Genomic DNA, 25,913 nt, shown 5'->3' on the forward strand with positions numbered 1-25,913 from the left:
TAAAGAAAGAGGTAATAAAAATGAAAAAAATGCAAATATTTGAACCGGCAATGTGCTGTGAAACAGGGCTTTGCGGAGTATCTATTGACCCCGAACTGCTCCGCATTTCAACAGTGGTAAATACGCTGAAAGGCAACGGCATAGATATTGAACGTTTCAATCTGAATAGTGCGCCTATGGAATTTGTAACCAATGAAGTCATAAACAAATACATTAACGAGCAAGGCCCGGAAGGACTACCCGCCGTGTTACTTGACGGTGAAATTATCATGACTGGCAAATATCCAACAAATGAAGAATTTACGAAGCTGCTCGATCTTCCGGAGGGATTACTAAAGGAACTTGACAAAGAAGAAAGCGGCGGTTGCTGTTGTTGTGGCGGTGATGATAATGGTTCGTGCTGCTGACCGCTCATTAACATTTTACGAATCGCGGAAATATTGTAACGACAACAAACTGGAATGCTCGGCTTTTGAAAAGCGAGTAAAGAATATTTCCTGCTGTCCCGTCAAACGACTTTTCTATGAGGACAGCAAAGAAGAATGTATGAGTAACCGCGATGTGAATGATGTAATAAGCTGTGCGGGAGTAGAAATGTTACCCATAACGATTATCGACGGGGCTTTATGTAAGCTGGAAAAATACCCGTCAGATGAAGAAATTAGAAACATGAAAGGCAAAAGATAATGAATTTATTTAACCCAATGAAAGACATATCAACAAAATACTTGTTTTTTACAGGAAAAGGCGGCGTTGGTAAAACTTCTGTCGCGTGTGCAACGGCGGTTTCCCTTGCGGATAGTGGCAAAAAAGTGTTGCTAATCAGCACAGACCCCGCTTCTAATTTGCAGGACGTTTTTGAAACAAACCTGACAAACAAGGGCGTTCCGATCAAGGACGTTCCCAATCTTGTTGTCGCTAATCTCGACCCGATACAGGCGGCGGCTGAATACAAGGAAAGTGTAATCGCTCCCTATCGCGGGAAACTCCCGGACGCTGTACTTGCCAATATGGAAGAACAACTTTCCGGCTCCTGTACGGTAGAAATTGCAGCATTCAACGAGTTTTCCAACTTTATCACGGACGACACGGTAGAAAATGAATATGACACGATCATATTTGATACCGCGCCGACGGGTCATACTTTGCGTATGTTACAACTCCCGTCTGCATGGAGTAACTTTATTAGCGAAAGTACACACGGCGCGTCATGCTTGGGGCAGCTTTCCGGGCTTGAAAGTAAAAAGGCGGTATATAAAGAAGCAGTAGAAACATTATCAGACGGCAACAAGACTACACTTCTTTTGGTTGCTCGTCCAGAGGACACGCCGCTAAAAGAAGCGGAACGCGCTTCAAAGGAATTGTTCGACCTCGGTGTGAGAAATCAAGCAATGGTAATCAACGGCGTACTGCAAACGCATGATGATGTAATATCCGATAGCCTGTATAAAAAGCAACAAAAATCACTCGCAAATATGCCCGATTCCCTAAAAGACGTTACCACTTTTGAGGTTCCCTTACGGGCATATAATATTACGGGCCTTGACAATATCCGGGCGCTTTTGGCGCATGACAACGTTGCCGCCGCGCATGATACGATAGTTCCCGATAGAATCCCAGAATTGAAGAATGTGATTGACGATCTTTACCGTTCCCACAAAAAAGTTATTTTTACAATGGGAAAAGGCGGGGTCGGCAAAACAACGGTTGCGGCGGCTATTGCACTGGGCCTAGCTGAAAAAGGACAGAAAGTGCATTTAACGACGACTGACCCAGCGGCGCATTTGAAGTTTGTTATAGACCAAAATAGCAGCATTACAATGAGCCATATTGACGAACACGCAGAGCTTAAAAAATATCAGGAAGAAGTTTTAGCAAAAGCACGGAAAACAATGAGCGAAGATGATATTGCGTATGTTGAAGAAGATTTACGCTCCCCTTGCACACAGGAAATCGCCGTATTCCGTCGCTTTGCTGAAATTGTTGAAAAAGCGGAAGATCAAATTGTTGTGATAGACACCGCTCCAACGGGACATACTTTGCTCTTGCTGGATTCAACGCAGAGTTATCACCGGGAAGTAAAACGCACGCAGGGGGACATACCCGAATCGGTTAAAAAGCTGCTTCCGCGTTTACGTTCAAACGAAACGGAGGTTATCATTGTTACTCTTGCGGAAACAACGCCTGTCTACGAAGCATTGCGTTTGGAAGATGATTTGAAACGTGCTGATATTGCCACAAAATGGTGGGTTATTAACTCGTCGCTCTATCATACACACACTACCAATAAGCTATTGGCGGCAAAGGCAAGCAATGAAATACGTTGGATTAACAAAGTTGCCGAACATTCCAATGGAAATTTCGCAGTAATTCCGTGGAATGCGGACGAGGTAAAGGGAGATAAGCTGAAAGAACTTATCCAGTAAGGAGCAGCTATGGAAAAGGTAGCTTTTGTGTGTGTTCATAACTCCTGCCGTTCACAGATCGCGGAAGCCTTAGGAAAGCATCTCGCATCTGATGTATTTGAAAGCTATTCAGCAGGAACAGAAACAAAGCCCAATATCAACAAGAATGCGGTACGGCTTATGAAGCGGAAGTATGGTATAGATATGGAAAAAACACAATATTCAAAGCTATTATCGGAACTTCCCCCTGTTGGCGTGGTTATTACAATGGGGTGTAATGTCAACTGCCCGATTCTTCCCTGCAAATACAGGGAAGATTGGGGCATTGACGACCCAACCGGGAAGGACGATAGTTTCTTTTTAGCGGTAATTTCAGAAATTGAATCCCATATATTAGACTTGAAAAAGCGAATAAATAGTAAGCGCAAAATATAAAAACGAGGTCGCATGGTTGCGGCCTCGTTTTTATATATGTGCGCTACTAGAATATTCTTGTCAAAATATACCACAATCCCGATATTGCCGGAACGACGCAAAGAGCGATAAACAGTCCCTTGCAAGTTTTCAGCACATTGAGAGATTTTTTGATGTCCTGCGTCACCGTATTCACGTATGATCTGCTGGCGTTCTTGACTTCTTTTATTGATTTATCAAATCCGCTCAGGTGTGTCTCACAAACTTCGTTCGTCGTCGTGACTAATGTGCCTGTGGCTTCTTTTATGCTGTCCTTGAGCATTTCGTTGCTCACCTCGATTTCTTTCATTTTCATGTCCATTTCTTCCAATGTCTGATTGATCTGGGAATACTCGCTCGTAATCGCTTCCTGGAATTTCCGTGAGCTTTCTTCGGATTTCTTCCACAGTGAGGTTAGCTCCATGTACTGTTTCGTGAGAACGTCCACGTTGATCCTCGTATCCAATAGTCCTTCCGGGTTCGTGATCGTCACTTTCAGGCACCCGTTTTCCTCTTGTTTCTTCAATGCTTCCTCGTAGGTCATACTCCAAGCCCTCCTTGCTTATGTCGATCTTGAATATTTGGGATAAGCGGCGGTCGCGTATCTTATGCCCGTCCTTGTCGATGAAAACAATGTATTTCCGGCGGTCTGTCCATTGGACTTCAAAGCCCTGCTCCTTCATGTTTTGGATAAACACCTGTCGGCTTAAAGCTGTGGATTTTGCCTTAACGATTGCTTTCATCGTATCGAACACCCAACTTTGGTAAGTACCTTGCACCGCCTTTTCAATCGCCTTATACATCCCCATATCAAACGTCGTGATTTCATTGTTCTTTTGGCAGATGGATTTCCCGTGCTCTCGCACGATCACGTCGGACAAATCCTTTAATTCCTGCAATTTTGCTTTGGAATAGCGAAATTTATATCCATGCTCAAAGCTGACCGAATTGACGATCCAATGCGTATGGATATGGTCTTTGTCCTTGTGGGTGGCAAAGCACACTTCATAACCGCGAAACATGGGGCTGCGGGTGATAAGCTCGTAGGCAATTTGATTTGCTTCTTCAACCGTTATATTTTCCTCCTTCGGAAAGCTCTGTATAAAATGCTTATACTGCCTGCCCCCCGTTTTACGCCACGCCCGTTTTGTCGCTTTCATATCGTCAATCGCTGTTGCAAGATTACAGTTGTACCCACCGACCAGACGCCGCTCAGTTTTTTCATGCTTCATGATGTAGTTGATCGCTTTGGCGATACTGGCCTTTGAATTGACTGCTTTTATGATTGCCATTCACACATCAACTCCTTCAGCGCAGAATACATCTGCGACAGCTCCGGCGAACAGTCCGTTATCAATCCGGCGTTCACATGATAGGCGATCTGATTGACGTTGTTCCCAATCGCTTTCAATTCCTTCACTACTTCAAGCCCACCTTCCTTTACATGGATTTCTTTTCCGAGCAATGAGCGCAGAGCGTATTCCCGAAGCGATAAGCCCGACCTCTTGACTTTCGCCCTGATTGCCGCAAGCTCCCTGTCCGATACCCTGATACTGACGCAATGTTTCCTGCTGCGGTTTGCCATGTTCCACCTTCCTTTGGTTTCGCTCATGGGGGTTCAAAGGGGGTTCTCCCCTTTGCAAGCGTCCAAGTGGCACGCCACTTGGGGAGCTTGCCTTCCTCTGTACGATACGGAGCAGGAGTACCGCCACAAGGCGGTATTCCTGTCTGCTGTATCGTTCGGGGAAGTGGGCGCTTATCCGGCCTTGCCGCTGTTTGCGTCGATCCACTTTATAAACTGCTCCTTTCCTACGATCAGCCGCTTTCCGATGTGCAGGGTTGGGAAACCGTGCGAGTGCATCAGTTCATATGCTCCCGTTCTGGAAATGCCTAACGCCTGCGCCACCATATCGGCAGTCAATGTTACGGGTAGTTCCTCGTATGATGTTTGCGTCTGCTTCATGCGTTCCTCCTTATTCTGTTTTCAATGTGCGGTAGTGCGTAAACCGTGGATATTCCACCCCCTTCTTTTAGACAATATTTATAATATATAAATATTGTCTTGCATTTTATCATACTACAAGCAAAGCTTTATGTCAATATATATCCATAAATATATTGTCTCTTTTTTTCTTTTATATATTGACATATATGGCTGTACAATTTATAATTATATTATTAAATTGTCGAAGGAGTTCTACAATGCAGATTTTAACCGAAATGTTGTTTACATTGGACTATGAACAGTTTACAGAAAAGCGAATCTGCCGTTATGTTGAGGACACAAATCCGGAATATCTGGAAACGCAAAATGATGTCCTCCAAAGTTTCACATACGGTACTATGTTGCTTGACCTTGCGGAAGCAGATACGCAGGTTTTTGAACGTATTTCGCTCCCCGCCGCCGCTCTGCTTACAAGCATGAACATGCAGGAAGCGGAAGCAATAAAAGACGAACTAAGAGCATTGGCAAAGACTACAAAACCGTTGCTCTCCGTCCTTCCCGATCTTTTCAGCGTATACCGTGAAAAGAGTTTGCGCGTGGTAGATGCCTTGCTCCGGCGGAAGGAATGGAACAAGCAATCCGTCTTAGAGGGCTTCAAAGACATATTTTTAAACGCCCATGTCATTTCAACCTATATTGAACAGGTAAAGACCTTGCTGAACGCGAATGTATTTGCAGATAAGATATATGGTCAGAAAGCGACGGCAGATATACGCATGGATATGATCTATCATTTGTTGGGAGCACATGACGAACGTGTCAATGAGTCGTTCCATGCCCCGAAAGGAAAAACGGAAGATATAACCTCTAATACGGGGATTTCAGCAAAAGTACCGCTTGACCTCATGGCTCCCTCGGATTATTCGTTTCTGCACGACGCGGAAATCAGCCAAAAGCTAATGATCGCGCTTGAGGGCGATATGCGCCGTCTGGAATTTTATATCCATACAGATGATACCCTGCAAAGCGTCATAGTGGCATACATTAAGGATATGATCGAGCAGGAGGTTGTCATTCGGAAATGCAAGCACTGTGGGCGGTATTTTGTGGCGCAGGGACGAACCGTCTACTGTGAGCGCACCATAGACGCGCAAGGTAACACCTGCCGACAAATAGGAGCTATGGCGCAGTACATGCAGAATCTGGATAGATCGCCTGAAAAAAAGGCGTACAGGCAAGCCTACAAAAACAATTTTGCGAAAATGAAGAAAGGCGATCTTTCCGAAACTGATTTTGAACGGTGGAAAGAGGAAGCGAAGAAGTTAAGAAAAGATGTAGAAAATGGCTTGATGCAGGCAGATAGATTTCTTGACTGGCTCAAGTATGGGGAGTGATCGTATGGCAAGGAATGAAGATACGGAAAACCGCAGGACAAAAAGGGGCGCACAAGGCGGCGGTACGATGCGCAAGCGTGCAGATGGTACATGGGAGGCCCGCTACACTGTAGGGCGCGATCCTGGCACTGGCAAGCAGATACAGAAGTCCGTCTATGCCAAAACGCAGAAAGATGTGCGGAAAAAGTTACAGCAAGCCACAACCGCCATTGATGACGGCATGTATATTGAGCCGTCCAAAATGACCGTAAAGCAATGGCTTGAAATCTGGTATAGAGAATACACGGGACAGTTAAAACCGCGAACGAGAACGGAATATAAGGCGCAGATTGATAACCATATTTCAACAGCGCTCGGAGCGGTCAAGTTACAGGCGTTGAACGCGCACATGATACAGTCCTTTTATAACAAGCTGCACCGCGGTATGAAGGATAAGAAAGGGTTATCCCCTAAGACGGTCAAGAACGTACACGGAATCCTTCACAGGGCATTAGAACAGGCTGTAGAGATCGGATATATCAAGTATAACGCCGCCAACGCCTGTAAGCTCCCGCGTATCACTAAAGCGGAGATACAACCACTTGACGATACGGGGATAGCGGAATTTCTGAATGCGATTAAAGGACACAAATATGAACGGGTGTATTTGGTTGGTCTATTCACGGGGTTACGGCAATCAGAAATTCTGGGGCTAACGTGGGATTGTATCGACTTCAAAAAGGGAACGATTTATGTTTATAGACAATTACAGAAAGTAGAAGATCAGTATTTGTTTGGAACACTTAAAAATAATAAGGCACGTAAACTATCGCCTGCACCCGAAGTTATGAAGATTTTGCGCAAGCAAAATATAGACCAAAAGAAATGGAAACTAAAAGCGGGGATAGCATGGGAACCGTGGCAAAATGAGAAGTTAGTATTTACAAATGAGTTGGGTGGGCATTTATGCCATAAGACGATCTATAATAATTTCAAGGATATTATGAGATCGTTAAAAAGGCCGGACACTCGTTTTCACGATTTGCGGCATACCTACGCTGTAGCCGCAATACGTTCCGGCGATGATATTAAGACAGTGCAGGAAAATCTCGGACATCATGCGGCGGCGTTCACGCTCGACACCTACGGGCACGTTACGGAAACGATGAAAAAGGAAAGTTCGCAGAGAATGCAAAGCTACATCAATTCTGTAAAGGGTAAATTAAAGGGTAAACGATGAAAAATGGGCAAAGAAAAAACCTGATAAACCGCATGGTTATCAGGTTTTCTTTGTGGTTGCGGGGACAGGATTTGAACCTGCGACCTCCGGGTTATGAGCCCGACGAGCTACCAAACTGCTCTACCCCGCGACGTATTTTGTGTGTCTCTTATTTGAGACAGCTTAATTATTATATAACACGTGGTGGGAGATGTCAAGGAGAAAGGCCAATTTATGTAAGGATTAAAAGTCAATCTGGTATGATTATGTAATATGATCGAGTACAGCATAATCTGAATCAATTAAAGTTGAGGGAAATAAGAGGAAAGCGAATACAAGATATTTCACATAAAAATTTTGAGTGAAGCAACATATTATATTTTTATTGTTCGTTGCACCTAGCCTAACTTCTTCGGATGTTTACATAATTTTAAAATGGTTAAAAAATGAATAGAATAATAACTCAAAATTTTGAAAAGAAAAAAACACAAGGAGAGAATACAAATGTGTACAGCAATCACATATTATACAAAAGATCACTATTTTGGAAGAAATCTGGACTTAGAATTCTCTTATAATGAAACGGTAACGGTTACACCAAGATATTATCCGTTTCATTTTCGTAATGGAAAAGCGCTCGATCATCATTATGCAATGATAGGAATGGCTTATGTAGTTGATGGCTTTCCGCTTTATTACGATGCAACAAATGAAAAGGGCCTCAGTATGGCAGGACTAAACTTCCCCGATAATGCAGACTATAAAGAAGCTAAGGAAGGGTGCGATAATATTACTCCTTTTGAATTTATTCCCTGGATTCTTGGTCAATGTGCAAGTGTGAGTGAAGCAAGAATTCTCTTAGAACAGATTAACTTGGTGGATTTGAACTTTAGTGAAGAGCTGCCACTTTCTCCATTACATTGGATGATTTCTGATCAGGAAAATTCTATTGTAGTAGAATCAATAAAAGATGGTTTGAAAATTTTCGAAAACCCCGTAGGAGTTCTGACAAATAATCCTACATTTGACTATCAAATGTTTAATCTCAACAATTATATGCATTTATCTAAAGAACCTCCTACAAATACATTTTCCGCTGAACTTAAACTTGAACAGTATAGCCGGGGTATGGGGGCGATAGGCCTTCCCGGAGATTTATCATCCGCTTCGAGATTCGTTAAAGTAGCGTTTACAAAAATGAACTCGGTTTCCGGTGATTCGGAATTGGAAAGTATCAGCCAATTTTTTCACATTCTTGGCTCGGCAGAACAGCAACGAGGCTGCGTACATCTTGGTGAAGATAAGTACGAAATAACAATTTATTCTTCCTGCTGTAACATGGACAAGGGGATTTATTACTATACAACTTATGAAAACAATCAGATCACAGCAGTTGATATGTGTAGAGAAAATCTGGATGGAAACACTATAATAAGCTATCCGCTTGTGAAGGAGCAGCAGGTTAATTGTCAGAATCGCTAATGCCCGCGAATCTTAGTTTATACATTCGAGCCAATTATATTCAAAGCCGTAAATATATAGGCTGTTGACATTACAGATTCTCCACCGTTGGAACCTTCTGTTGACGATGTGATTCCCTCATTCGAGAATTGGAAAGTGCTAAGGATATTGGGAACTTCTTTTAAGAACGAGGTATATTCCTCTGTGCTAACAGAACTTTCTATATTTTTAGGAGTAATTGAATAATAGGTTAAAACAGAACCATCGCTATTATTCTGCTGTCCAAGATTTTTATATTCTATGTTGCTAGACCACAGTTCTTGAGCATATTTCATATATAAATCTATTATTGTTGCATCAGGGAATGCAACAATCGAAAACAAAAAGTTGTAATTGTATACTGCGCCATCCCCATCAATATCCATATAAAATGATGTTTTCTTGTCTGTAAGCCTCCTACACAATGGCGCTTTCAAATGTTCACAGTCGAAAGTTTGCTTTCTGTTCCATCAATCGAATGCAACCAAGCATTTTTCGCAATCGCTTAATGTCTTCACCATCGAAAATATAGTTTTCGTCTATATTTTCAAGCAGGGCGACAATCATTAATTGAAAAATATATATAATAATTTTCCAATTAATGATTCAATCTTTCATATCGGATACAGCAATCACTAATAAGCTTGTTGGACAAAACTAAATTCCATGCCTGCATACGGCTATGCCAATGTTTATGTTTTAAAAAGATATTCCAATCTAATTCGTACAATGCGTTCAAAACCATTTTATCATCAAAAACACAGATAATAACAAACTCAAATTTTTGTTCTTCCAAATTGGGTGAATCCTAATGTTCCTCCTTTTATCGAAAATATTTGTATCTTTATCATATCAGCATTTTTATTAAAAATCATCAACTTTTCAATGTCAGGAGGGGGATAGGAGGGGGAAATGCGTAATTTTGCAAAATCTGACGAAAAACAAAAAACCTGTAAACGCTCTGTTCATAGGTCTAATTTTTGGCTTTGTTATGCGATTTTTTCTGTACGACCGCGCGTTATGAGCCCGACGAGCTACCAAACTGCTCTACCCCGCGACGTAATTTTATGTGCCTCTTATTTGAGACAGCTTAGCTATTATATAACAGCAATGAAAATAAGTCAGTAGTTAATTGACACAATGGATCATGAACCGTTGAGGCGCACAAACCGTTAATGGGGGAAGCTGCGTAGTTGTATGGAAACGCCGTCGGGATCATATACATAAAAATAACGGGTTTGGTCGCCCGGATCTTGTATTGGTGATGGATCCATGCCTTGTTCATTTGCAAACTTATGCATCTCATCCAGTTTATCAGTTTCAAAACAAATAAACACTCCCTTACCTTCGAACGTGGCTCCCTCCGGCATGAAAACAAGTTCTATTTCCGTTTCCCCCCGTCCATTCGATAAAAATGCAAGTTCAGCCGTACCCGCTTTAAAACGCTGGGAAATGGTAAGCTCTGTTATCGTTTCATAAAACTTGATTGATTTCTCCAAATCCTTGACCCGCAAAGTCACATGCTTTATATGCATTGCTAAATACCTCCTTATGGCAGTACCATGATTAAAAGGAACGCCTTTCGGCCCTATTGTCCATCGCTGCCTTGCGGCTGCGGGGAGGCGGAAGTGCCTGGTTCAGGCGATGTAGCAGGATCGGCGGGTTCTTGCGTATCCTGTGCGGCAGGATCAGTAGGAGCAGCAGAACCATTCTCGTCCTCGACAAATTTTGTTTCGTTCGGAAGAACCCAGCCAAGGCGATCGCGGGCTTCCTTTTCGATATAGTCGCTGCTGCCGATATAATTCAATTCATTCTTATAATAATCGATCTCTTTATTGAGCTCTTCTTCCGTATTTAAAAGCTCGGCCTGTTTAGAGGCCTGCGCAGCGAGGATGCTTTGCTGGTTGAAGAAGGTGAGACTGGCATAAATGAGCACGCCAATCAACACAAAAAACTTGATGCGGTTGAAGTTGAATGATTTCTTCTTTTTTGCCATACCAGCAAACCTCCGATGCTTGCATCATATCATAAAAAAATTTTTTCTTCAAGTTATATACCCCGTTATAAAAGGATTATTCACGATTCAAGTTATTAAAAAAGTATTAAGGGGATTTTACAAAAATGTAGAGTGTGATATAATGACTGGCAGGTAAACTTGAAACTTGGACAAGGGAAGGTTTTTTATGAAGAAGATTTTAACGATCATATTGGCAACAGTCATGGTTTGCGCTATCTTTACCGCTTGTGCAAAGCAGGAAGAGCCCTCCGTGGCGCCGACGCAGATCACGTCTGCGACGCAAACGCCTACGGCGACGCCGGTTCCGACGGATACGATCCCGACGGACGTATCACCTACAACTGGATTGCAGGGGAACACGACATATAAGCCGATCATGGTACAGATCGACAATGCTGATGCGGCCCGTGGCTACCAGGAAGGCCTTAGTGTGGCAGATATTGTCTACGAAACAGACGTTGACGGCGGCGACACGCGTTTCACAGCGCTTTTTAACGACGCGATCAACGGCGAGGATGCGCCGGAAGAATTGATCGTCGGCCCGGTTCGCTCCTCAAGATATTATCACCAGCGGATCCAGCAGGAATGGGATGCCCTGTATGTACATATGGGAGGCCCGGATGCGACATCGGTTGAAGGTACGGATATCTGGGGCGCGAGCGGCGAGCATATCCAGCAGCGTATCAATGGGGCAGGAAAGCACGCGGTCAATACAGAATTGTTTTTCCCGCTGGTAAGCGGACATAATACGTCGGCATATGCGGGGATCGACCTGATGAAGGCGCTTGCGATCTATGACTACACGCCTGAAACGTTGCAGGCATTTACATTCTACCCAGCGAACGATTATGCAGATCAGCCGGAGATCAAGGAAATTGCGCTCAAGTTCTTTGGGGACAAGGCTTTCGCAACGTATGAATATGATAAAGACAGTGATAAACTGCTGCGCTCGACACGGGGCAAAGAGCATAAGGATGCTTCGACCGGTGAGCAGATCGCGGTGCAGAACGTGGTCATCCAGTATGTACACGATGAAAAAGCGGGAAGCGATGCCAAGGAGGGCGACCGCAGGATCGTAAACACCAGAGGCAGCGGCGACGCGGTATTTGTGATCCATGGCAAACTCATGAAAGGTACATGGGAACGTCAGGATTATGACCAGAAGACGACGTACAAGCTGGAAAACGGTGAAGAACTGACCTTTGCGCCGGGCAATACATGGATCACGATGATCCCCGAGGGAAGGGAAATCGCGGTGACATACGCCGACGGGACGGACGAGACGATCACGGGAAGCGTAAACGAATAGTAAAAAAAGGCCGCTTGCAGGGAAGCGGCCTTTTTTATTTGTTGCGCAAAGAACGGGATTTCATATATAATAGGGATATAGTGCATATGGAAGGAAGATAAGAATGCCAAGATATACAAAAGAAGAATTACATTCGATTATCGACAAAGAGGATATCAAGTTTCTGCGCCTGCAGTTCACGGATGTGTTTGGGATACTGAAAAACATCACGGTCATGGCCAGTAAGCTGGATAAAATCATAGAAGAGGGATGCATGTTCGACGGATCGTCCATCGACGGGTTTGCCCGCATTGAGGAATCGGATATGATGCTGGTTCCCGATCTCGATACATTTGAGATATTTCCATGGTCGAACCCAAAAGGGCGTACGGCACGGTTTATTTGCGACGTATATATGCCGGACGGCAAGCCTTATGCCGGCTGTCCACGCCATATTTTAAGGAGACAGCTTGCGCGGGCCAAAGAAATGGGCTATACGATGGATGTGGGGCCGGAATGTGAATTTTTCCTGTTCCATAAAGACGCCAACGGAAAGGCAACCATCGAGACAAACGACGACGGTGGGTATTTTGACCTGGCGCCGCTCGATACGGGCGGCGGCGCGCGGCGTGACATCAGCTTGGCGCTTGAGGAAATGGGATACGAGATTGAGGCGGCGCACCATGAATGTGCGGCCGGACAGCACGAGATCGATTTTAAATACGGTGATGCGCTCAAGATGGCGGACGACGTGATGACATTCAAAATCGTGGTCAAACGGATCGCGCAGACGCATAACCTGCACGCGACGTTTATGCCCAAGCCGATCTATGGAATTGCGGGGAGCGGCATGCATATCAATATGTCGCTGTGCACCAAAGACGGCAATGCGTTCTGCGATAAGTCTGACGAGCTGGGTCTCTCAAAAGAGGCATACGGCTTTATGGCGGGTATCTTGAAGCACGCACGCGGGCTGTCGCTGCTGACAAACCCGACGATCAATTCCTATAAGCGCCTTGTGCCGGGGTTTGAAGCGCCATGTTACATTGCCTGGTCTGCGAAAAACAGGAGTCCGCTCGTACGCGTACCCTTTGCGCGCGGCAGCGCGACGCGTATCGAAATGAGGAACCCCGATCCGACGGCCAATCCATATCTGGCGTTTGCAGGTGCGCTTGCGGCAGGTTTGGAAGGGATCAAAGAAGGTTTGACGCCGCCGCCGCCGGTCAATAAGAATATTTATACGCTGACGGAAGAAGAAAAGAAAAAACACATGATCCGGCGCGTACCGCAGAACATGTTCGACGCGATCGATGATTTTAAAGAGGACCCGTTGATGCGCGAAGCGCTGGGGGATGTGGCTTACGAGAAATACCTCAAAGGCAAAAAGCATGAGTGGGCGGAATATTCCACACGCGTCCACGAATGGGAGCGCGAGCATTACCTGACGAAGTATTGATGGAATAAAAATACCGCGCCGAATATCGGCGCGGTATTTTTTATGCTGTTCTTATTGACAAAAGATGTGGAATCTACTACAATTATTAATGCTATCTGAAAAGACGGCCCCATGGTCAAGCGGTCAAGACGTAGCCCTCTCACGGCTGAAACCCGGGTTCGATTCCCGGTGGGGTCACCATTCGTAGCCCAACTTTGGGCGACACGCCGCCAGCTTCATTGTTGGCGGTTTTTGTTTTCTATCAATACCCGATCAACTCGTGAATACGCTTGATGGTCGCAAGGTTGTCCATCGTCTCTTCCAGGCTCAACCGCGGTTTTTCACCATTTAAGATACAGCGCCCGAACTGTTCGACTTCCAGCATGTAATTATCCTGGCAGTTGACGCGGACGATCTCCTCCTGCTGCATGGGCTGCACTACGGGATCCTGGCGGAGGATGCGGATTGGGATATGGCCGGTCGCGTGGTAAAGACCGGGATATTCGATAATCCCCTTATCGCCCGCAATGGTGAAACCATTCATGAATACGGCGTCAAAGGAACAGTGGATCATGCCGAGCAGCCCGTCGCCATAGGAATAGACAACACATGCGTTGGTATCCACGCCTGTTTTGGGATGCATCATGGCTTGGGCACAGATTTCCTCCGGTTGCTTTCCCGTCAGGTAACGGAACAAATTGATCGGGTAGGAACCGACATCGTAAAGCGAGCCGCCGCCCAGATCCTTTTGCAGGCGGATATCGTTTTCATCACCCGGCAGGAAGGAAAAATGGCCTTCGATGAGTGCCGGTTTACCGATTACCCCCTGATCGAGCAGCTCTTTTACTTTGATGATCGCGGGATTGTGGCGATAGGCAAATGCTTCCATCAGGAGAACGCCATTCTTTTCGCAGGCCGCCTGCATCTCTTTGACCTGCTCAACGGTCAAGCTAAGCGGCTTTTCGCACAAAATGTGTTTTCCGCTCTCCGCGGCCTTTACGACCCATTCGAGGTGCATGGAATTCGGAAGGGGGATATAGACCGCGTCTACATTGGGATCGGAGAGCAATGCTTCATAGCTGTCATATGCCTTTTGTGGATTGTGGCGTTTTTCAAAATCGCGCAGCTTTGATTCTGTTTTTCCTGAAATAGCGTACAGTCTTCCGTTGGACGACGCTTTGATGCCGGGGATCACTGCTCCGTCGGCGATACGTGCGCAGCTTATGACGCCCCAATTGACCCTGTCCTTTGTTTCCATAGCACTCGCTCCTTTTTGTTGATATTACTGCAAATATATCACTTTGAAAAGGAAAAAGCAATGTGCCTATAAGCTATGTTATAATGAAAGAAATAAAGCAAGGAGGCAGCGAAAATGAGATTTGGCAGGGTGCGGACACAACGGGGGGATTTTTATGCAGAGCTATCCGGAGGGCGGGCGAGACTGCTTGCGGGAGCGCCATATGAGGCGGTTTCTTACACGGGAGAAGAGCTTGCGCCGGAAGCATTTGCACTGCTTGCGCCGGCAATGCCGCAAAATATCGTAGCGGTGGGGCTTAATTACCTAAGCCATGCGTCAGAGCTTAAGATGGCGCTGCCTAAGGAACCGCTGATCTTTTCCAAGTTCACCAGTTCAATCCTTGACCCGGGCGGCGTGGTCGTTAAACCTCCGCAGTGCGAGCGGCTGGATTATGAGGCGGAGCTTGCGTTCGTGGTGGGCAAACAGTGCAGGAATGTACCGAAAGAGGAAGCAGCGGACTACATTTTTGGTTATACATGTTTAAACGATGTGACGGCGCGCGACTTACAGAATACGGATGGACAGTGGGCGCGCTGTAAGGGATTTGACACATTTTGCCCGTTTGGGCCATGGATCGAAACAGAGCTTGACCCCAAAAATGCGCATGTGAGGGCAATACTCAATGGGAAAACGGTACAGGAAGGAAATACCTCCGATTTTATTTTTGACGCTTATACGCTGCTTGCATATATCAGCAGCTTTATGACGCTTGAACCAGGCGATGTGGTGACGATGGGCACGCCGGGCGGCATCGGCCCGATGCAGCCGGGAGATACGGTCAGCGTTTTGATCGACGGGATCGGGGAACTGAAAAACACAGTCGGGAAGTAGCAAAACAAAGGGAATAACAAAGAGCCGCCGGGCAGGATTGCCCCGGCGGTTTTTTTGTTATGGAGAGCAGGAGATACGAATTACACATATGTGAAATATACCGCAATTTAATTGACATATTACCACGAAATCTTTAGCATGGAATGTGAGGAAAGCTCGTTTTTTAAAGACGGGAAAATATGAAAGATGATGGCAGGAGGCTTTGTAACGTGAAAAAGTATGACAGGAAGCTTTTGGTGGAATTGCTTGAAAAAATGTACCTCGGAAGAAAATTCGAGGAACGTGTGCAGTGGCTCTTTTCGCAGGGACTGGTGCACGGGACGACGCATCTGGGCATCGGCGAGGAAGCGACAGCAGCCGGTACGATCACTGCTTTAAAGGAACAGGACTATGTGTTTGGTACGCACAGGGGGCACGCACAGGCACTCTCGAAGGGGATCGACCTCAATGCAATGATGGCGGAGATCCTTGCGAAGGAAACGGGCGTTTGTAAGGGCAAAGGCGGATCGATGCACATTGCCGACCCGGATATCCATTATTTTGGAGCGGACGGCGTGCTGGGTGCGAGCGCGGTCATGTCAGGCGGCGCGGCGCTGGCGATCAAAAAGAGAAATGAAAAAGACCGTATGGTCACGATCTTCTTTGGCGATGGGACGGCAAACGAAGGAGCGACGTTTGAAGCGATCAATTTAGCGGCGGTATGGAACCTGCCCGTACTTTTTGTATGCATCAACAACACCTACGGAATGTCGACACACATTTCAAAGGTCATGAAAGATACGGATATCAAGAAACGTGCGATCCCGTTCGGTATTCCCGGCGAGGATGTTGACGGAAACGACGTGCTGGCAGTTTATGAGGCGGCCTTGAAGGCGCGTGAATATGTGCTGGAAAATGGACCGATGCTGTTGGTGGAAAACACCTACAGGATCTCCGGGCACTCCAAGAGCGACGGCAACCTTTACAGGACGAAGGAGGAGATTGCGGCCTGGAAAGAAAAAGACCCGATCAGAGCGTTCCGCAAGTATTTGGTGGAACAGCAGGAATTTACCGAAAAGGAACTCGACCAGGTCGAAGAGGACGTGGCGGCACGGATCGAGGCGGCGGTGGAATTTGCAAAGAACAGCCCGGAACCGTCTATGGACAATATCTTAGACGATGTATATGCACAGTAAAGAATTGGGGCCCCCGCGAAAGCCCAATGAAATGGGTTTCGTGGGGAAGAGGAATGACCGCCCAACAGTGAAGCTGTGCCGTATGGCGCAGATGAACAGACAGGGCGTGGAATGACGAAGAGAGGGAATAAAAAATGGCTGAAATCACATATGCACAAGCGATCAATGATGCGATCAGTGAGGAAATGAGAAAAGACCCCGAAGTCTTTATGATGGGGGAAGATATTGGCGAATATTGCGGCGCGTTCGGCGTTTCCAAAGGGATGATACAGGAATTCGGGCCGGAGCGAATTATGGATACGCCTATTGCGGAGCAGGGGTTCGTCGGCGCAGCGATCGGGGCGGCGATGGCGGGCATGCGCCCCATCGTGGAGCTGATGTTCTCCGACTTTATGTGCGTTTGTTATGACGAACTCGTAAACGAAGCGCCTAAGCTGCGCTTTATGTTTGGCGGCAAGGTATCGGTACCGATGGTGATGCGTACCCCTTCAGGAAGCGGGACGGGCGCTGCGGCGCAGCATTCCCAGAGCCTGGAGGCGGTACTCGCACACATGCCGGGCTTAAAGGTCGTGATCCCGTCTACACCGTACGACGCAAAAGGACTTTTGAAAACGGCGATCAGGGACAATAACCCCGTGATGTTTTTGGAGCAAAAGCAGCTTTACCGCATAAAGGGTGAAGTGCCGGAAGAAGAATATACGATTCCATTAGGACAGGCGGATATCAAGCGCGAGGGAAGCGACGTGACACTTGTGACATACGGGAAGATGGTAAGGATGTGCCTGGAAACGGCGAAAGACCTCGAAAAAGACGGGATTTCTGCTGAGGTCATCGACCTGCGCAGTTTGGTGCCGCTCGATATCGATACGGTTATCGCTTCCGTCAAAAAGACCAAGCACCTGATCATTGTACATGAGGCCGTGCAGTTCTGCGGGTTTGGCGCGGAAGTTGCGGGACAGATTGCCGACAGCGAGGCGTTTTATTATCTGGATGCCCCCATCAAGAGGTTGGGCGCGATGTCCGTGCCTATCCCGTTCAACCCGACGCTTGAGCGCGAGGTGGGGCCGACGAAAGAAAAAATCATCAATATTGTAAAAGATATTCTGTGAGGTAGCTGAAATGATAGAAGTATTTATGCCTAAGGCCGGCATGGACATGCAGGAAGGACGGGTCATCAAGTGGCTCAAAGAGGTCGGCGACCCGGTGGAGCTCGATGAGCCGATCATGGAGATCGAAACGGATAAGATCACGATGGAGGCAGAATCGCCGGGAACGGGAATCCTGCTTGCCAAACTTGTACCGGACGATACGGTCGTGCCCGTTCTTGAAGTGATCGGATATATCGGCAAGGAAGGGGAAAAAGTTCCGGAGAAGGCAGAGGCAAAACCGGAAACAAAGGAAAAGGGCGCGCAAGAGGTAGGGGAAAAGCCGCAGGCTGTTGCTGCGGAACCGAAAAGCGGAGTATTTGCGAGCGGGGATGTGCTTGCGACGCCATACGCAAAGGCGCTTGCGAAAGAAAAAGGCGTTGACCTTGAAAAGACCGTGCCTACCGGAAAACACGGGGAGATCAAGGCGGTGGACGTGCTTGCCGCTTCGCCCTCGGCGACGCCCCTTGCAAGGCGCATGGCGGACGATATGGGCGTGCCGCTTAGCGGTGTTGCGGGAAGCGGGTTTGGCGGAAAGATCACAAAAGAGGATGTCCTTGCATACCAGACTCCGGCGCAAGGCGCGGGCGAGGAGATCAGCGTGCCGCTTAAGGGCGCGCGCAAGGTGATCGCTGAGCGGATGTCAAAGAGCCATACGGAATGTCCTACGGTGACGCAGCATGTGAAGGTCGACGTGACGCGTCTGCTGGCAATGCGCAAGGAACTGAATGAAACGAGGGAACAGAAGATATCCGTCAACGATATCGTATTGAAGATCGTCGCACAGGCAGTATCCGAACACCCGCTTGCGCGTACGGTGATCCGCGGGGATATTTTGGTGACCAAGCCGGAAACGAATATCGGATTTGCGGTAGGCATGGATGAGGGATTGCTTGTGCCGGTGATCCGCAATGCGGATATGCTGTCGCTTTCGACGATTTCGCGCATCGCAAAAGACCTTGCCAAGCGCGCGAGGGAAAACGCGGTCAAGCCGGACGAAATGACGGGCGGAACGTTTACCGTATCCAACATGGGGATGTTCGACGTATATGCCTTTACCCCAATCATCAACCAACCGGAAAGCGGTATTTTGGGGATATGCGCAATCGAAGACCAGGTGTATGTGAAGGAAGACGGCAGCGTGGGCGTCAAGAAAGTTATGATGATCTCGCTGACGTACGACCATCGCATCATGGACGGCGTAGGCGCAGCCAAGCTGCAGCTGCGCATCAAGGAATTGATGGAGCATCCGCTTGACGCGTTGTGCTAGGAGGAAATAGCAGTGGCTGAAAAATATGACGTAGCCGTGATCGGCGGCGGCCCGGCGGGGTATGTATCCGCCATCAAGGCGGCAATGCTGGGCGGTAAGGTGATTTTATTTGAAAAGGATGTTGTGGGCGGTACATGCTTGAACCGTGGATGCATCCCAACGAAATCGTATATCAAGACGGCGGAAACGATCGAAGAGATCAAAAACGCAGGAAAGCGCGGGATCGTAAACGACCCCAAAACCGTTGTCGATATGGAGCAGGTCGTAGCGTATAAGGACGGTGTAGTAAAGAAGCTGACAGGCGGTGTGGCGGGATTGCTGCGCTCGCACGGCGTGACCGTAATAAGCGGTGAAGCCTCGTTAAAGGACAAAACGACGGTTGTATGCGGCGGCAAGGAATATGCAGCGGCGGCGACCCTCCTTTGCGGCGGCTCCGTGCCGGGGGCGATCCCGATCCCCGGTACGGAGCTTGAGGGCATGCTCACGAGCGATACGATCCTTGACCTGAAAGAAGTTCCGGGAGAGCTGTGCGTGATCGGCGGCGGTGTGATCGGGTGCGAGATCGCGACGGCGTTTGCGGCGTTCGGCAGTAAGGTGACGATCGTGGAATATGCACAGGCGCTTATTCCTATGATGGACAAAGAGCTGTCCGCGGCGACAGAAAAGTCGCTTAAGGCGGCGGGGATCACGATCATGACCGCAACGGCAGTTTCACAGATCAGTAAAGAGGGCGGTAAGCTTACAGTAAAAGCAGGCGGCAATGGCATCGTGTGCGACAAAGTATTGCTGTGCGTAGGCAGAAAGCCCGACCTTTCGTGCCTCGGCAGTTTAAGCGGAGAGATCAAAACGGAAAAAAGGTATGTTGTCGTCAATGAAAAAATGCAGACCAGTATTCCCAATATTTATGCGCCGGGAGATATCAACGGAAAAAGCATGCTGGCGCACGCGGCGTTCAAAATGGGTGAGACCGCGGCGAAAAACGCGCTGGGCGCGAAGGAAAGATGCAAACTTTCCCTTGTGCCGTCATGCGTTTATACATTGCCCGAGGTCGCAAGCGTCGGGATGACCGAGGCAGAAGCGGTCAAAACGTACGGCAAGGATGGGATACTGACCGGACGTTTCCCCTTTGCCGCGAACGGACGCGCCCTTGCATGCGGGCATCCGGAAGGATTGATCAAGGTGATCGCGAGCAAAAAATATGGCGAACTGCTGGGCGTACATATGATGGGCGCGGGGGTGACGGAGATGATCGCCGAGGCGGCCTCGCTGATGAGCGCCGAGGTCACCGTGCACGAGATCGCGGAAATCATCCATCCGCATCCGACGTGCAGCGAAGCTTTTATGGAGGCTTGTGCCGATGCGCTTGGTAAATGTATCCATTTGCCGAAGAAATAGGAAACGACCGAAGGGAGTGTTCTAAGTATGGATTTCAAATTACCGAAAACACATATATTATTGCAGGATCTGTACCGGAAATTCGCACAGACAGAAGTGAAGCCGCTCGCCCGCGAGATGGATGAGACGGAGACATATTCGATGGAGCTGATTAAAAAGATGCAGAAGTGCGGATTCTTCGGCATCCCGTATTCCAAAAAATACGGCGGCGGCGGCGCGGACGTACTGGCGTATGTGCTGTGCATGGAGGAAATGTCCAAGGTGGACGCGAGCACGGGCATCACGATCTCGGTGCATACGTCGCTTTGCTGCTCGTGCATCAACGAATATGGCACGGAGGAGCAAAAGCAGAAATTTTTGCGCCCGCTGGTGGACGGACACAAGGTCGGCTGCTTTTCGCTGACGGAACCGAACGCGGGATCGGACGCGTCGGGACAGCAGACGACGGCGGTGCGCGACGGGGATCATTATGTGATCAACGGTTCCAAAGTATTCACCACCAATTCCGGGTTTGCGGATACGTTCATCGTGTTTGCGCTGACGGACAAGGCCGCGGGTACGGAAGGAATATCCGCCTTTATCGTGGATGCGAAAACGCCGGGCATTACGGTGAGCGCAAATATCCCGCGTATGGGCATCCGCGCGGCATCCAACTGTGAGGTGGCGCTGCAAAACGTATGCGTCCCGGCGGAAAACAGGCTGCGCAAAGAGGGCGAAGGGTTCGAGATCGCGATGAACGCGCTGGACGGCGGACGCATCGGCATCGGCGCACAGAGTGTGGGTATCGCGCAGGGCGCGCTGGACGAGGCAATCGCGTATGTCAAGGAACGCAAGCAGTTCGGCAGGCCGATTGCAGCGTTCCAGAACACGAAATTCAAAATCGCGGAGCTGCAGACAAAGATCGACGCGGCACGGCTGATGGTATGGCGGGCTGCGCTTGCAAAGGACGCGCACGAAGACTATTCGGCGCTGGCGGCAATGTGCAAGCTGTTTGCTTCCGAAGTAGCCAATGACGTGACGCGTGCATGCGTACAGCTTTTTGGCGGCTACGGGTTCTCGCGCGAATATCCGGTGGAGCGCATGATGCGCGACGCAAAGATCACGGAAATCTATGAGGGAACGTCGGAGGTCATGAAGATGGTCATTTCGGGTTCCATGAAAATACGATAAGGGGGAGCGGAAATGAAAATAGCAGTATGTATCAAACAGGTGCCTGATACCAGCGAAGTGGAACTCGATCCGGAAACGAATACGCTGGTCAGGACAGGGCTTCCCAGCATCATCAACCCGGACGATAAATCGGGCATCGAGGCAGCGCTTGCTTTAAAGGCAATGGCGGGTGAAGGCAGCAGCGTAACGGTCGTATCGATGGGGCCGCCGCAGGCGGAAATGGCGCTTTTAGAAGCGCTTGCCATGGGCTGTGACGAGGCGTTTTTGGTATCCGACCGTAAATTCGGGGGATCGGACACGCTGGCGACATCCACCATTCTTGCGGCCAGCCTGAAAAAGATCGGCTATGACCTGATCGTAACGGGACGGCAGGCGATCGACGGGGATACGGCTCAAGTGGGGCCGCAGATCGCAGAACATTTAGGCATCCCGCAGGTATCGTATGTGCAGGAAGTGGAACTGGAGGACGGCGCGATCATAGCTTTGCGGCAGTTTGAGGACCGCTACCACAAGGTGCGCGTGAAGCTGCCCTGCCTCCTGACAGCGATCACAGAACTCTCTAAGCCGCGGTATATGACGGTGGGCGGCGTGATCGACGCGGAGAAAAAGCCCATCCATCATTTGGATTTTGAAGCGCTGGGGGATCTTCTCGACCCGGCGGCGATCGGGCTGAAAGGATCGCCGACCAACGTCGTGAAATCTTATACTAAGGAACAGAAATCGGCGGGTGCGCTGCTGAAAGGCCTGACGGTTGACGCGGCTGTTAATGCGATCATGGCGACGCTCAAAGAAAACCACATTGTATAAGGGGGAGCGGAAAATGAGCAAAAATGTATATGTATTTGCGGAACAGCGCGATGGTGTGATCGGCAGCGTAGGATATGAGCTGGTGGGCGAGGCGTCAAGCCTTGCGCAGGACTTAGGGCAAAAAGTGGTCGCCGTGCTTCTCGGAGACGGTATCGCGGATAAGGCGCAAGAGCTGGTTTATTACGGCGCAGACGAGGTGGTCGTGGTGGACGACCCGCTGCTGAAGGAATATATGACGGAGCCTTATGCCAAGGCGTTGACGCAGGTGATCCGGGCCGAAGAACCGGAAATCGTGCTGTTTGGCGCGACATCGATCGGGCGCGATTTGGCGCCTCGCATTTCCGCGCGTGTCAAAACAGGCTTGACGGCGGACTGTACGGCACTGTGCATCGACCCGGAGACGAAGCTGCTGCGTATGACGCGCCCCGCGTTCGGCGGGAACCTGATGGCGGTGATCCAGTGCAAAAACCACCGCCCGCAGATGGCGACCGTCCGCCCGGGCGTGATGCAGCCTTTGGAAAAGGACGAGCGGCGTAAGGGGACGGTGCGCGGCGTCAAGGTGGCCTTTGAGCAGGCGGATAAAAATATCGAGATCCTGGAAGTGATCAAAAAGGAAAAAACGGTTGCGGATATCACGCAGGCGAAGTATATTGTAAGTGGAGGCCGCGGGATCGGCTGCCCGGATAATTTTTCAATGCTGCACGGTTTGGCGGAGGCGCTGGGCGGGGAGGTCGCGTCGTCGCGTGCAGCGGTCGACCTGGGATGGATCGATAAGGAACGCCAGGTCGGACAGACGGGTAAGACCGTACGTCCGGAGCTTTATGTAGCCTGCGGGATTTCCGGCGCGATCCAGCACGTGGCTGGTATGGAAAACTCGAATGTGGTCATTGCAATCAATAAAAACGATACGGCGCCTATCTTTGACGTCGCGGATCTGGGGATCGTGGGCGATGCATGCGCGATCCTGCCCAAGCTGACCGAGGCCGTGAAGGCTGCGCGCGAAGCCGGGTTTGCCTATGTTGCTCCTAATGTGGAAAACAACGTGGGCATGAAGAACGTGCTGTACAGCGTGCAAAACGGGATCGGCTACCTGACGGTCAACCGTCCGCGGGCCATGAACGCGCTCAATATGGAGACCTTAAAAGAGATCGGCGCTGTCGCCGACATGGTGGCGGGCGACGAGCGGGTCAAGGTGCTCATCGTGCGCGGCGCGGGAGGCAGGGCGTTTGTCGCGGGTGCGGATATTTCGGAAATGCAGGACATGGATGAAAAGGAAGGCCGCGAGATATCTGAATTTGCCCAGTCGGTCTTTTCCAAGATCAAGAATTTGCCGCAGGTCGTAATTGCGGCGGTGAACGGTTATGCGCTTGGCGGCGGCAACGAGCTTGCCATGGCGTGCGACATCCGTCTCGCGAGCAGCCGCGCAAAGTTTGGGCAGCCGGAAGTAAACCTCGGCATCATGCCGGGCTTTGGCGGGACACAACGTTTGCCGCGCATCGTAGGCAAAGGCCTTGCCAAAGAGATCATATTCTCTACGGACATGATCAGCGCGGAAGAGGCATACCGCATCGGCCTGGTAAGTAAGGTGGTCACGCCGGAAGCGCTGATGCGTACGGCACGCGACCTGGCGATGAAGATCATGAGCAAGGGGATGTTTGGCGTACGGCAGGCAAAGCAGGCCATCAACGAAGGGATGGAGCTTGATATCGACGCGGGCCTTCGCAAGGAAGCGGACGGCTGGACAGCATGTTTTACGACGCATGACCAGAAGGAAGGAATGGAGGCTTTCGTTAATAAACGCAAGCCGACTTTTAAAGACTTTTAGGAGGACAAAGACATGGAATTTTTGGAAGGGATCAAGGGAAGAAGGAGCGTCCGTAAGTTTAAAGACGCGCCGGTAGGCCATGATGTGCTCAAGCGGATCGTGGAAACGGCCGCATGTGCGCCGTCATGGAAAAACACACAGATCGCGCGCTATATCGTCGTGGAAGATAAAACGCTCAAAAACGAGATCGCGGAAGGCTGCGTGATGGATTTTGCCTTCAATGCGGCGACCATCAAGAACGCGCCCGCGCTTGTGATCGTCACGTACATTGCGGGACGCAGCGGGTTTGAACGCGACGGGAGTTTTTCTACGAGCAAGGAAGACCGTTGGGAAATGTTTGACGCAGGCATCGCGTCACAGACGTTTTGCCTGGCCGCATATAACGAAGGCGTGGGCAGCGTGATCATGGGGATATTTGACGAGGACAAGGTAGGCAAGGCCGCAGGAGTGCCCGAAGGGCAGAAGGTCGCTGCGCTCATCCCTGTCGGATACCCGGACGAACAACCGCAAATGCCCAAAAGAAAGACGGTCGAGGAACTGGTCAGTTTTAAATAATAGACAATGAAAAGACCCGTTTTCAGCGGGTCTTTTTGCTTTGCCTTGCGTCCTGCTTATTGCGTATGAATTTGTGCTTGATATGCGGGTTGGCTGTTTTACGCGTATCGATATCGAACTGCTTTAATGCTTCCACAAGCTGTGTCAATTTCGCATAGCCATAATTGCGCGAGTCAAAATCCGGGTATCGCTTATTGAGGCGGTTGCCTACCGCGCCCAAAAACGCCCAGCCGTCGTCGTCCGAGATATCGTTGACGATCGCCTTGATGGCACGTGTCAGCTGCTGCTTATTCGCTTTGGCGGGGCCGGCCTTTTCTTCCTTGTCGGTTTCCTCCGCAGCAGCTTCGGTATTTTCATCCGTGCTTTGCGCGAGCACCTCCAGATACCTGAATATCTCACAGGCAGCAATGAACGCTGCGGGCGTTTTCTGCTCGCCCATGCCGATCACAAGCATGCCGGATTCACGCAGGCGCGCGGCGAGACGCGTGAAATCGCTGTCGCTCGACACGATGCAGAACCCGTCTACATTGCCGGAATACAGGATATCCATCGCATCGATGATGAGCGCGGAATCCGTTGAATTTTTGCCTTTGGTATAGCCGTATTGCTGGATGGGCGCAATGGAATAATCGAGCAGTACCTTCTTCCAGGAAGAATTCTGCGTGGTCGTCCAGTCGCCGTAAATACGCTTGTATGTGGGCGTACCGTAATTTGAAATCTCGTCAAAGATCAATTTGACGTACTTATCGGACACGTTGTCCGCATCGATCAATACCGCAATCCTTTTATCATTGTTATCCATATAGTA

The 25,913-nt window shown here is 49.0% G+C and carries 25 protein-coding genes, 2 tRNA genes and 2 pseudogenes; 20 read left to right on the forward strand and 9 right to left on the reverse strand.

Annotated elements, in window-relative coordinates:
- The first annotated feature begins 20 nt into the window (after positions 1-20).
- The 4 genes from arsD to BN6471_RS04590 are packed head-to-tail and all read left to right on the forward strand — an operon-like array spanning position 21 to position 2,840.
- Entirely contained in the window at positions 21-407 is a 387-nt protein-coding gene (arsD, locus tag BN6471_RS04575) for an arsenite efflux transporter metallochaperone ArsD (protein ID WP_066645979.1), read from the forward strand.
- Entirely contained in the window at positions 391-687 is a 297-nt protein-coding gene (locus tag BN6471_RS04580; protein ID WP_066645981.1) for an arsenic metallochaperone ArsD family protein, read from the forward strand. Before arsD ends, BN6471_RS04580 begins: the two co-directional genes overlap by 17 nt.
- Positions 687-2,426, forward strand: a complete 1,740-nt coding sequence (gene arsA / locus BN6471_RS04585; RefSeq protein ID WP_066645983.1) for an arsenical pump-driving ATPase — start codon at positions 687-689, stop codon at positions 2,424-2,426. Before BN6471_RS04580 ends, arsA begins: the two co-directional genes overlap by 1 nt.
- A gap of 9 nt (positions 2,427-2,435) precedes the next feature.
- A complete protein-coding gene (locus BN6471_RS04590; RefSeq protein WP_066645984.1) occupies positions 2,436-2,840 on the forward strand; it encodes an arsenate reductase ArsC in 405 nt (134 codons plus the stop codon).
- A gap of 236 nt (positions 2,841-3,076) precedes the next feature.
- Here BN6471_RS04590 and BN6471_RS04595 read toward each other — a convergent pair whose 3' ends face one another.
- From BN6471_RS04595 to BN6471_RS04605, 3 genes are all read right to left on the reverse strand, one after another.
- Entirely contained in the window at positions 3,077-4,150 is a 1,074-nt protein-coding gene (locus BN6471_RS04595) for a relaxase/mobilization nuclease domain-containing protein (RefSeq protein WP_066645985.1), read from the reverse strand.
- A complete protein-coding gene (locus BN6471_RS04600; protein ID WP_052740382.1) occupies positions 4,138-4,443 on the reverse strand; it encodes a plasmid mobilization protein in 306 nt (101 codons plus the stop codon). The genes BN6471_RS04595 and BN6471_RS04600 overlap by 13 nt, the downstream gene beginning before the upstream one ends.
- A 171-nt stretch (positions 4,444-4,614) precedes the next feature.
- Positions 4,615-4,821, reverse strand: coding sequence for a helix-turn-helix domain-containing protein (locus BN6471_RS04605; RefSeq protein ID WP_066645986.1), 207 nt, complete (start codon positions 4,819-4,821; stop codon positions 4,615-4,617).
- 239 nt (positions 4,822-5,060) lie between these two features.
- On the opposite strand from BN6471_RS04605, the gene BN6471_RS04610 reads away from it, so the two are divergent.
- A complete protein-coding gene (locus BN6471_RS04610) occupies positions 5,061-6,197 on the forward strand; it encodes a DUF6076 domain-containing protein (protein ID WP_066645987.1) in 1,137 nt (378 codons plus the stop codon).
- Between the two features lie 67 nt (positions 6,198-6,264).
- The gene (locus BN6471_RS04615) at positions 6,265-7,416 is read left to right on the forward strand and encodes a tyrosine-type recombinase/integrase (RefSeq protein WP_066649770.1); all 1,152 of its coding nucleotides are present in this window, start codon (positions 6,265-6,267) and stop codon (positions 7,414-7,416) included.
- A 53-nt stretch (positions 7,417-7,469) separates the two neighbouring features.
- Here the strand turns inward: BN6471_RS04615 and BN6471_RS04620 are convergent.
- Positions 7,470-7,546, reverse strand: a tRNA-Met gene (locus BN6471_RS04620).
- A 353-nt stretch (positions 7,547-7,899) separates the two neighbouring features.
- On the opposite strand from BN6471_RS04620, the gene bsh reads away from it, so the two are divergent.
- A complete protein-coding gene (gene bsh / locus BN6471_RS04625) occupies positions 7,900-8,877 on the forward strand; it encodes a choloylglycine hydrolase (RefSeq protein WP_066645988.1) in 978 nt (325 codons plus the stop codon).
- Between the two features lie 17 nt (positions 8,878-8,894).
- Here bsh and BN6471_RS04630 read toward each other — a convergent pair whose 3' ends face one another.
- From BN6471_RS04630 to BN6471_RS04640, 3 genes are all read right to left on the reverse strand, one after another.
- Positions 8,895-9,281: a hypothetical protein gene (locus BN6471_RS04630; protein ID WP_066645989.1), complete on the reverse strand. Its 387-nt coding sequence runs from the start codon at positions 9,279-9,281 to the stop codon at positions 8,895-8,897.
- A gap of 786 nt (positions 9,282-10,067) precedes the next feature.
- Positions 10,068-10,430 carry a VOC family protein gene (locus BN6471_RS04635; RefSeq protein ID WP_066645992.1) on the reverse strand — a complete coding sequence of 121 codons (363 nt, stop codon included), beginning with the start codon at positions 10,428-10,430 and terminating at the stop codon, positions 10,068-10,070.
- Between the two features lie 53 nt (positions 10,431-10,483).
- Positions 10,484-10,891 (reverse strand): FtsB family cell division protein, encoded by a 408-nt coding sequence (locus BN6471_RS04640; protein ID WP_066645994.1) that lies wholly within the window; start codon positions 10,889-10,891, stop codon positions 10,484-10,486.
- Between the two features lie 187 nt (positions 10,892-11,078).
- On the opposite strand from BN6471_RS04640, the gene BN6471_RS04645 reads away from it, so the two are divergent.
- From BN6471_RS04645 to BN6471_RS04655, 3 genes are all read left to right on the forward strand, one after another.
- The gene (locus BN6471_RS04645) at positions 11,079-12,221 is read left to right on the forward strand and encodes a DUF3048 domain-containing protein (protein ID WP_066645996.1); all 1,143 of its coding nucleotides are present in this window, start codon (positions 11,079-11,081) and stop codon (positions 12,219-12,221) included.
- Positions 12,222-12,324: 103 nt separating this feature from the next.
- Complete coding sequence (gene glnA / locus BN6471_RS04650; protein ID WP_066645998.1) at positions 12,325-13,656, forward strand: type I glutamate--ammonia ligase; 1,332 nt, start codon at positions 12,325-12,327, stop codon at positions 13,654-13,656.
- Positions 13,657-13,761: 105 nt separating this feature from the next.
- Positions 13,762-13,836, forward strand: a tRNA-Glu gene (locus BN6471_RS04655).
- A gap of 61 nt (positions 13,837-13,897) precedes the next feature.
- Here the strand turns inward: BN6471_RS04655 and BN6471_RS04660 are convergent.
- Positions 13,898-14,893 carry a Gfo/Idh/MocA family protein gene (locus BN6471_RS04660; protein ID WP_066646000.1) on the reverse strand — a complete coding sequence of 332 codons (996 nt, stop codon included), beginning with the start codon at positions 14,891-14,893 and terminating at the stop codon, positions 13,898-13,900.
- A gap of 114 nt (positions 14,894-15,007) precedes the next feature.
- Here BN6471_RS04660 and BN6471_RS04665 point away from each other — a divergent pair, with 114 nt between their 5' ends.
- The 10 genes and pseudogenes from BN6471_RS04665 to BN6471_RS04705 all read left to right on the forward strand — a co-directional run bounded on the left by BN6471_RS04665 (position 15,008) and on the right by BN6471_RS04705 (position 25,105).
- Positions 15,008-15,763, forward strand: a complete 756-nt coding sequence (locus BN6471_RS04665; RefSeq protein WP_066646002.1) for a fumarylacetoacetate hydrolase family protein — start codon at positions 15,008-15,010, stop codon at positions 15,761-15,763.
- 209 nt (positions 15,764-15,972) lie between these two features.
- Positions 15,973-16,938: a thiamine pyrophosphate-dependent dehydrogenase E1 component subunit alpha gene (locus BN6471_RS04670; RefSeq protein WP_242861839.1), complete on the forward strand. Its 966-nt coding sequence runs from the start codon at positions 15,973-15,975 to the stop codon at positions 16,936-16,938.
- 134 nt (positions 16,939-17,072) lie between these two features.
- Positions 17,073-18,047: an alpha-ketoacid dehydrogenase subunit beta gene (locus tag BN6471_RS04675; RefSeq protein ID WP_066646006.1), complete on the forward strand. Its 975-nt coding sequence runs from the start codon at positions 17,073-17,075 to the stop codon at positions 18,045-18,047.
- Positions 18,048-18,057: 10 nt separating this feature from the next.
- Positions 18,058-19,353, forward strand: coding sequence for a dihydrolipoamide acetyltransferase family protein (locus BN6471_RS04680; protein WP_066646008.1), 1,296 nt, complete (start codon positions 18,058-18,060; stop codon positions 19,351-19,353).
- A gap of 12 nt (positions 19,354-19,365) precedes the next feature.
- Positions 19,366-20,748, forward strand: a complete 1,383-nt coding sequence (gene lpdA, locus BN6471_RS04685; RefSeq protein WP_066646010.1) for a dihydrolipoyl dehydrogenase — start codon at positions 19,366-19,368, stop codon at positions 20,746-20,748.
- A 27-nt stretch (positions 20,749-20,775) separates the two neighbouring features.
- Positions 20,776-21,918, forward strand: coding sequence for an acyl-CoA dehydrogenase family protein (locus tag BN6471_RS04690; RefSeq protein ID WP_066646012.1), 1,143 nt, complete (start codon positions 20,776-20,778; stop codon positions 21,916-21,918).
- Positions 21,919-21,930: 12 nt separating this feature from the next.
- Positions 21,931-22,725, forward strand: coding sequence for an electron transfer flavoprotein subunit beta/FixA family protein (locus BN6471_RS04695; RefSeq protein ID WP_066646019.1), 795 nt, complete (start codon positions 21,931-21,933; stop codon positions 22,723-22,725).
- Between the two features lie 13 nt (positions 22,726-22,738).
- A pseudogene (locus BN6471_RS13310) lies at positions 22,739-23,725 on the forward strand (electron transfer flavoprotein subunit alpha/FixB family protein); the annotation flags it as partial.
- Between the two features lie 84 nt (positions 23,726-23,809).
- Positions 23,810-24,550, forward strand: a pseudogene (locus BN6471_RS13315) (enoyl-CoA hydratase-related protein); the annotation flags it as partial.
- 12 nt (positions 24,551-24,562) lie between these two features.
- A complete protein-coding gene (locus tag BN6471_RS04705; RefSeq protein ID WP_066646022.1) occupies positions 24,563-25,105 on the forward strand; it encodes a nitroreductase family protein in 543 nt (180 codons plus the stop codon).
- A 22-nt stretch (positions 25,106-25,127) separates the two neighbouring features.
- Here BN6471_RS04705 and BN6471_RS04710 read toward each other — a convergent pair whose 3' ends face one another.
- A complete protein-coding gene (locus BN6471_RS04710; RefSeq protein WP_066646023.1) occupies positions 25,128-25,907 on the reverse strand; it encodes an NYN domain-containing protein in 780 nt (259 codons plus the stop codon).
- Between the last annotated feature and the right edge of the window lie 6 nt (positions 25,908-25,913).

Origin of the sequence: Christensenella timonensis (genome assembly GCF_900087015.1) — a bacterium.
Classification (GTDB): Bacteria; Bacillota; Clostridia; order Christensenellales; family Christensenellaceae; genus Christensenella; species Christensenella timonensis.

What these genes read in the sequence shown, in the direction of transcription:
- arsD (WP_066645979.1), top strand. Translation starts at nt 21, where the DNA reads ATGAAAAAAATGCAAATATTTGAACCGGCAATGTGCTGTGAAACAGGG.
- BN6471_RS04580 (WP_066645981.1), top strand. Translation starts at nt 391, where the DNA reads ATGGTTCGTGCTGCTGACCGCTCATTAACATTTTACGAATCGCGGAAA.
- arsA (WP_066645983.1), top strand. Translation starts at nt 687, where the DNA reads ATGAATTTATTTAACCCAATGAAAGACATATCAACAAAATACTTGTTT.
- BN6471_RS04590 (WP_066645984.1), top strand. Translation starts at nt 2,436, where the DNA reads ATGGAAAAGGTAGCTTTTGTGTGTGTTCATAACTCCTGCCGTTCACAG.
- BN6471_RS04595 (WP_066645985.1), bottom strand. Translation starts at nt 4,150, where the DNA reads ATGGCAATCATAAAAGCAGTCAATTCAAAGGCCAGTATCGCCAAAGCG.
- BN6471_RS04600 (WP_052740382.1), bottom strand. Translation starts at nt 4,443, where the DNA reads ATGGCAAACCGCAGCAGGAAACATTGCGTCAGTATCAGGGTATCGGAC.
- BN6471_RS04605 (WP_066645986.1), bottom strand. Translation starts at nt 4,821, where the DNA reads ATGAAGCAGACGCAAACATCATACGAGGAACTACCCGTAACATTGACT.
- BN6471_RS04610 (WP_066645987.1), top strand. Translation starts at nt 5,061, where the DNA reads ATGCAGATTTTAACCGAAATGTTGTTTACATTGGACTATGAACAGTTT.
- BN6471_RS04615 (WP_066649770.1), top strand. Translation starts at nt 6,265, where the DNA reads ATGCGCAAGCGTGCAGATGGTACATGGGAGGCCCGCTACACTGTAGGG.
- bsh (WP_066645988.1), top strand. Translation starts at nt 7,900, where the DNA reads ATGTGTACAGCAATCACATATTATACAAAAGATCACTATTTTGGAAGA.
- BN6471_RS04630 (WP_066645989.1), bottom strand. Translation starts at nt 9,281, where the DNA reads ATGGATATTGATGGGGATGGCGCAGTATACAATTACAACTTTTTGTTT.
- BN6471_RS04635 (WP_066645992.1), bottom strand. Translation starts at nt 10,430, where the DNA reads ATGCATATAAAGCATGTGACTTTGCGGGTCAAGGATTTGGAGAAATCA.
- BN6471_RS04640 (WP_066645994.1), bottom strand. Translation starts at nt 10,891, where the DNA reads ATGGCAAAAAAGAAGAAATCATTCAACTTCAACCGCATCAAGTTTTTT.
- BN6471_RS04645 (WP_066645996.1), top strand. Translation starts at nt 11,079, where the DNA reads ATGAAGAAGATTTTAACGATCATATTGGCAACAGTCATGGTTTGCGCT.
- glnA (WP_066645998.1), top strand. Translation starts at nt 12,325, where the DNA reads ATGCCAAGATATACAAAAGAAGAATTACATTCGATTATCGACAAAGAG.
- BN6471_RS04660 (WP_066646000.1), bottom strand. Translation starts at nt 14,893, where the DNA reads ATGGAAACAAAGGACAGGGTCAATTGGGGCGTCATAAGCTGCGCACGT.
- BN6471_RS04665 (WP_066646002.1), top strand. Translation starts at nt 15,008, where the DNA reads ATGAGATTTGGCAGGGTGCGGACACAACGGGGGGATTTTTATGCAGAG.
- BN6471_RS04675 (WP_066646006.1), top strand. Translation starts at nt 17,073, where the DNA reads ATGGCTGAAATCACATATGCACAAGCGATCAATGATGCGATCAGTGAG.
- BN6471_RS04680 (WP_066646008.1), top strand. Translation starts at nt 18,058, where the DNA reads ATGATAGAAGTATTTATGCCTAAGGCCGGCATGGACATGCAGGAAGGA.
- BN6471_RS04690 (WP_066646012.1), top strand. Translation starts at nt 20,776, where the DNA reads ATGGATTTCAAATTACCGAAAACACATATATTATTGCAGGATCTGTAC.
- BN6471_RS04695 (WP_066646019.1), top strand. Translation starts at nt 21,931, where the DNA reads ATGAAAATAGCAGTATGTATCAAACAGGTGCCTGATACCAGCGAAGTG.
- BN6471_RS04705 (WP_066646022.1), top strand. Translation starts at nt 24,563, where the DNA reads ATGGAATTTTTGGAAGGGATCAAGGGAAGAAGGAGCGTCCGTAAGTTT.
- BN6471_RS04710 (WP_066646023.1), bottom strand. Translation starts at nt 25,907, where the DNA reads ATGGATAACAATGATAAAAGGATTGCGGTATTGATCGATGCGGACAAC.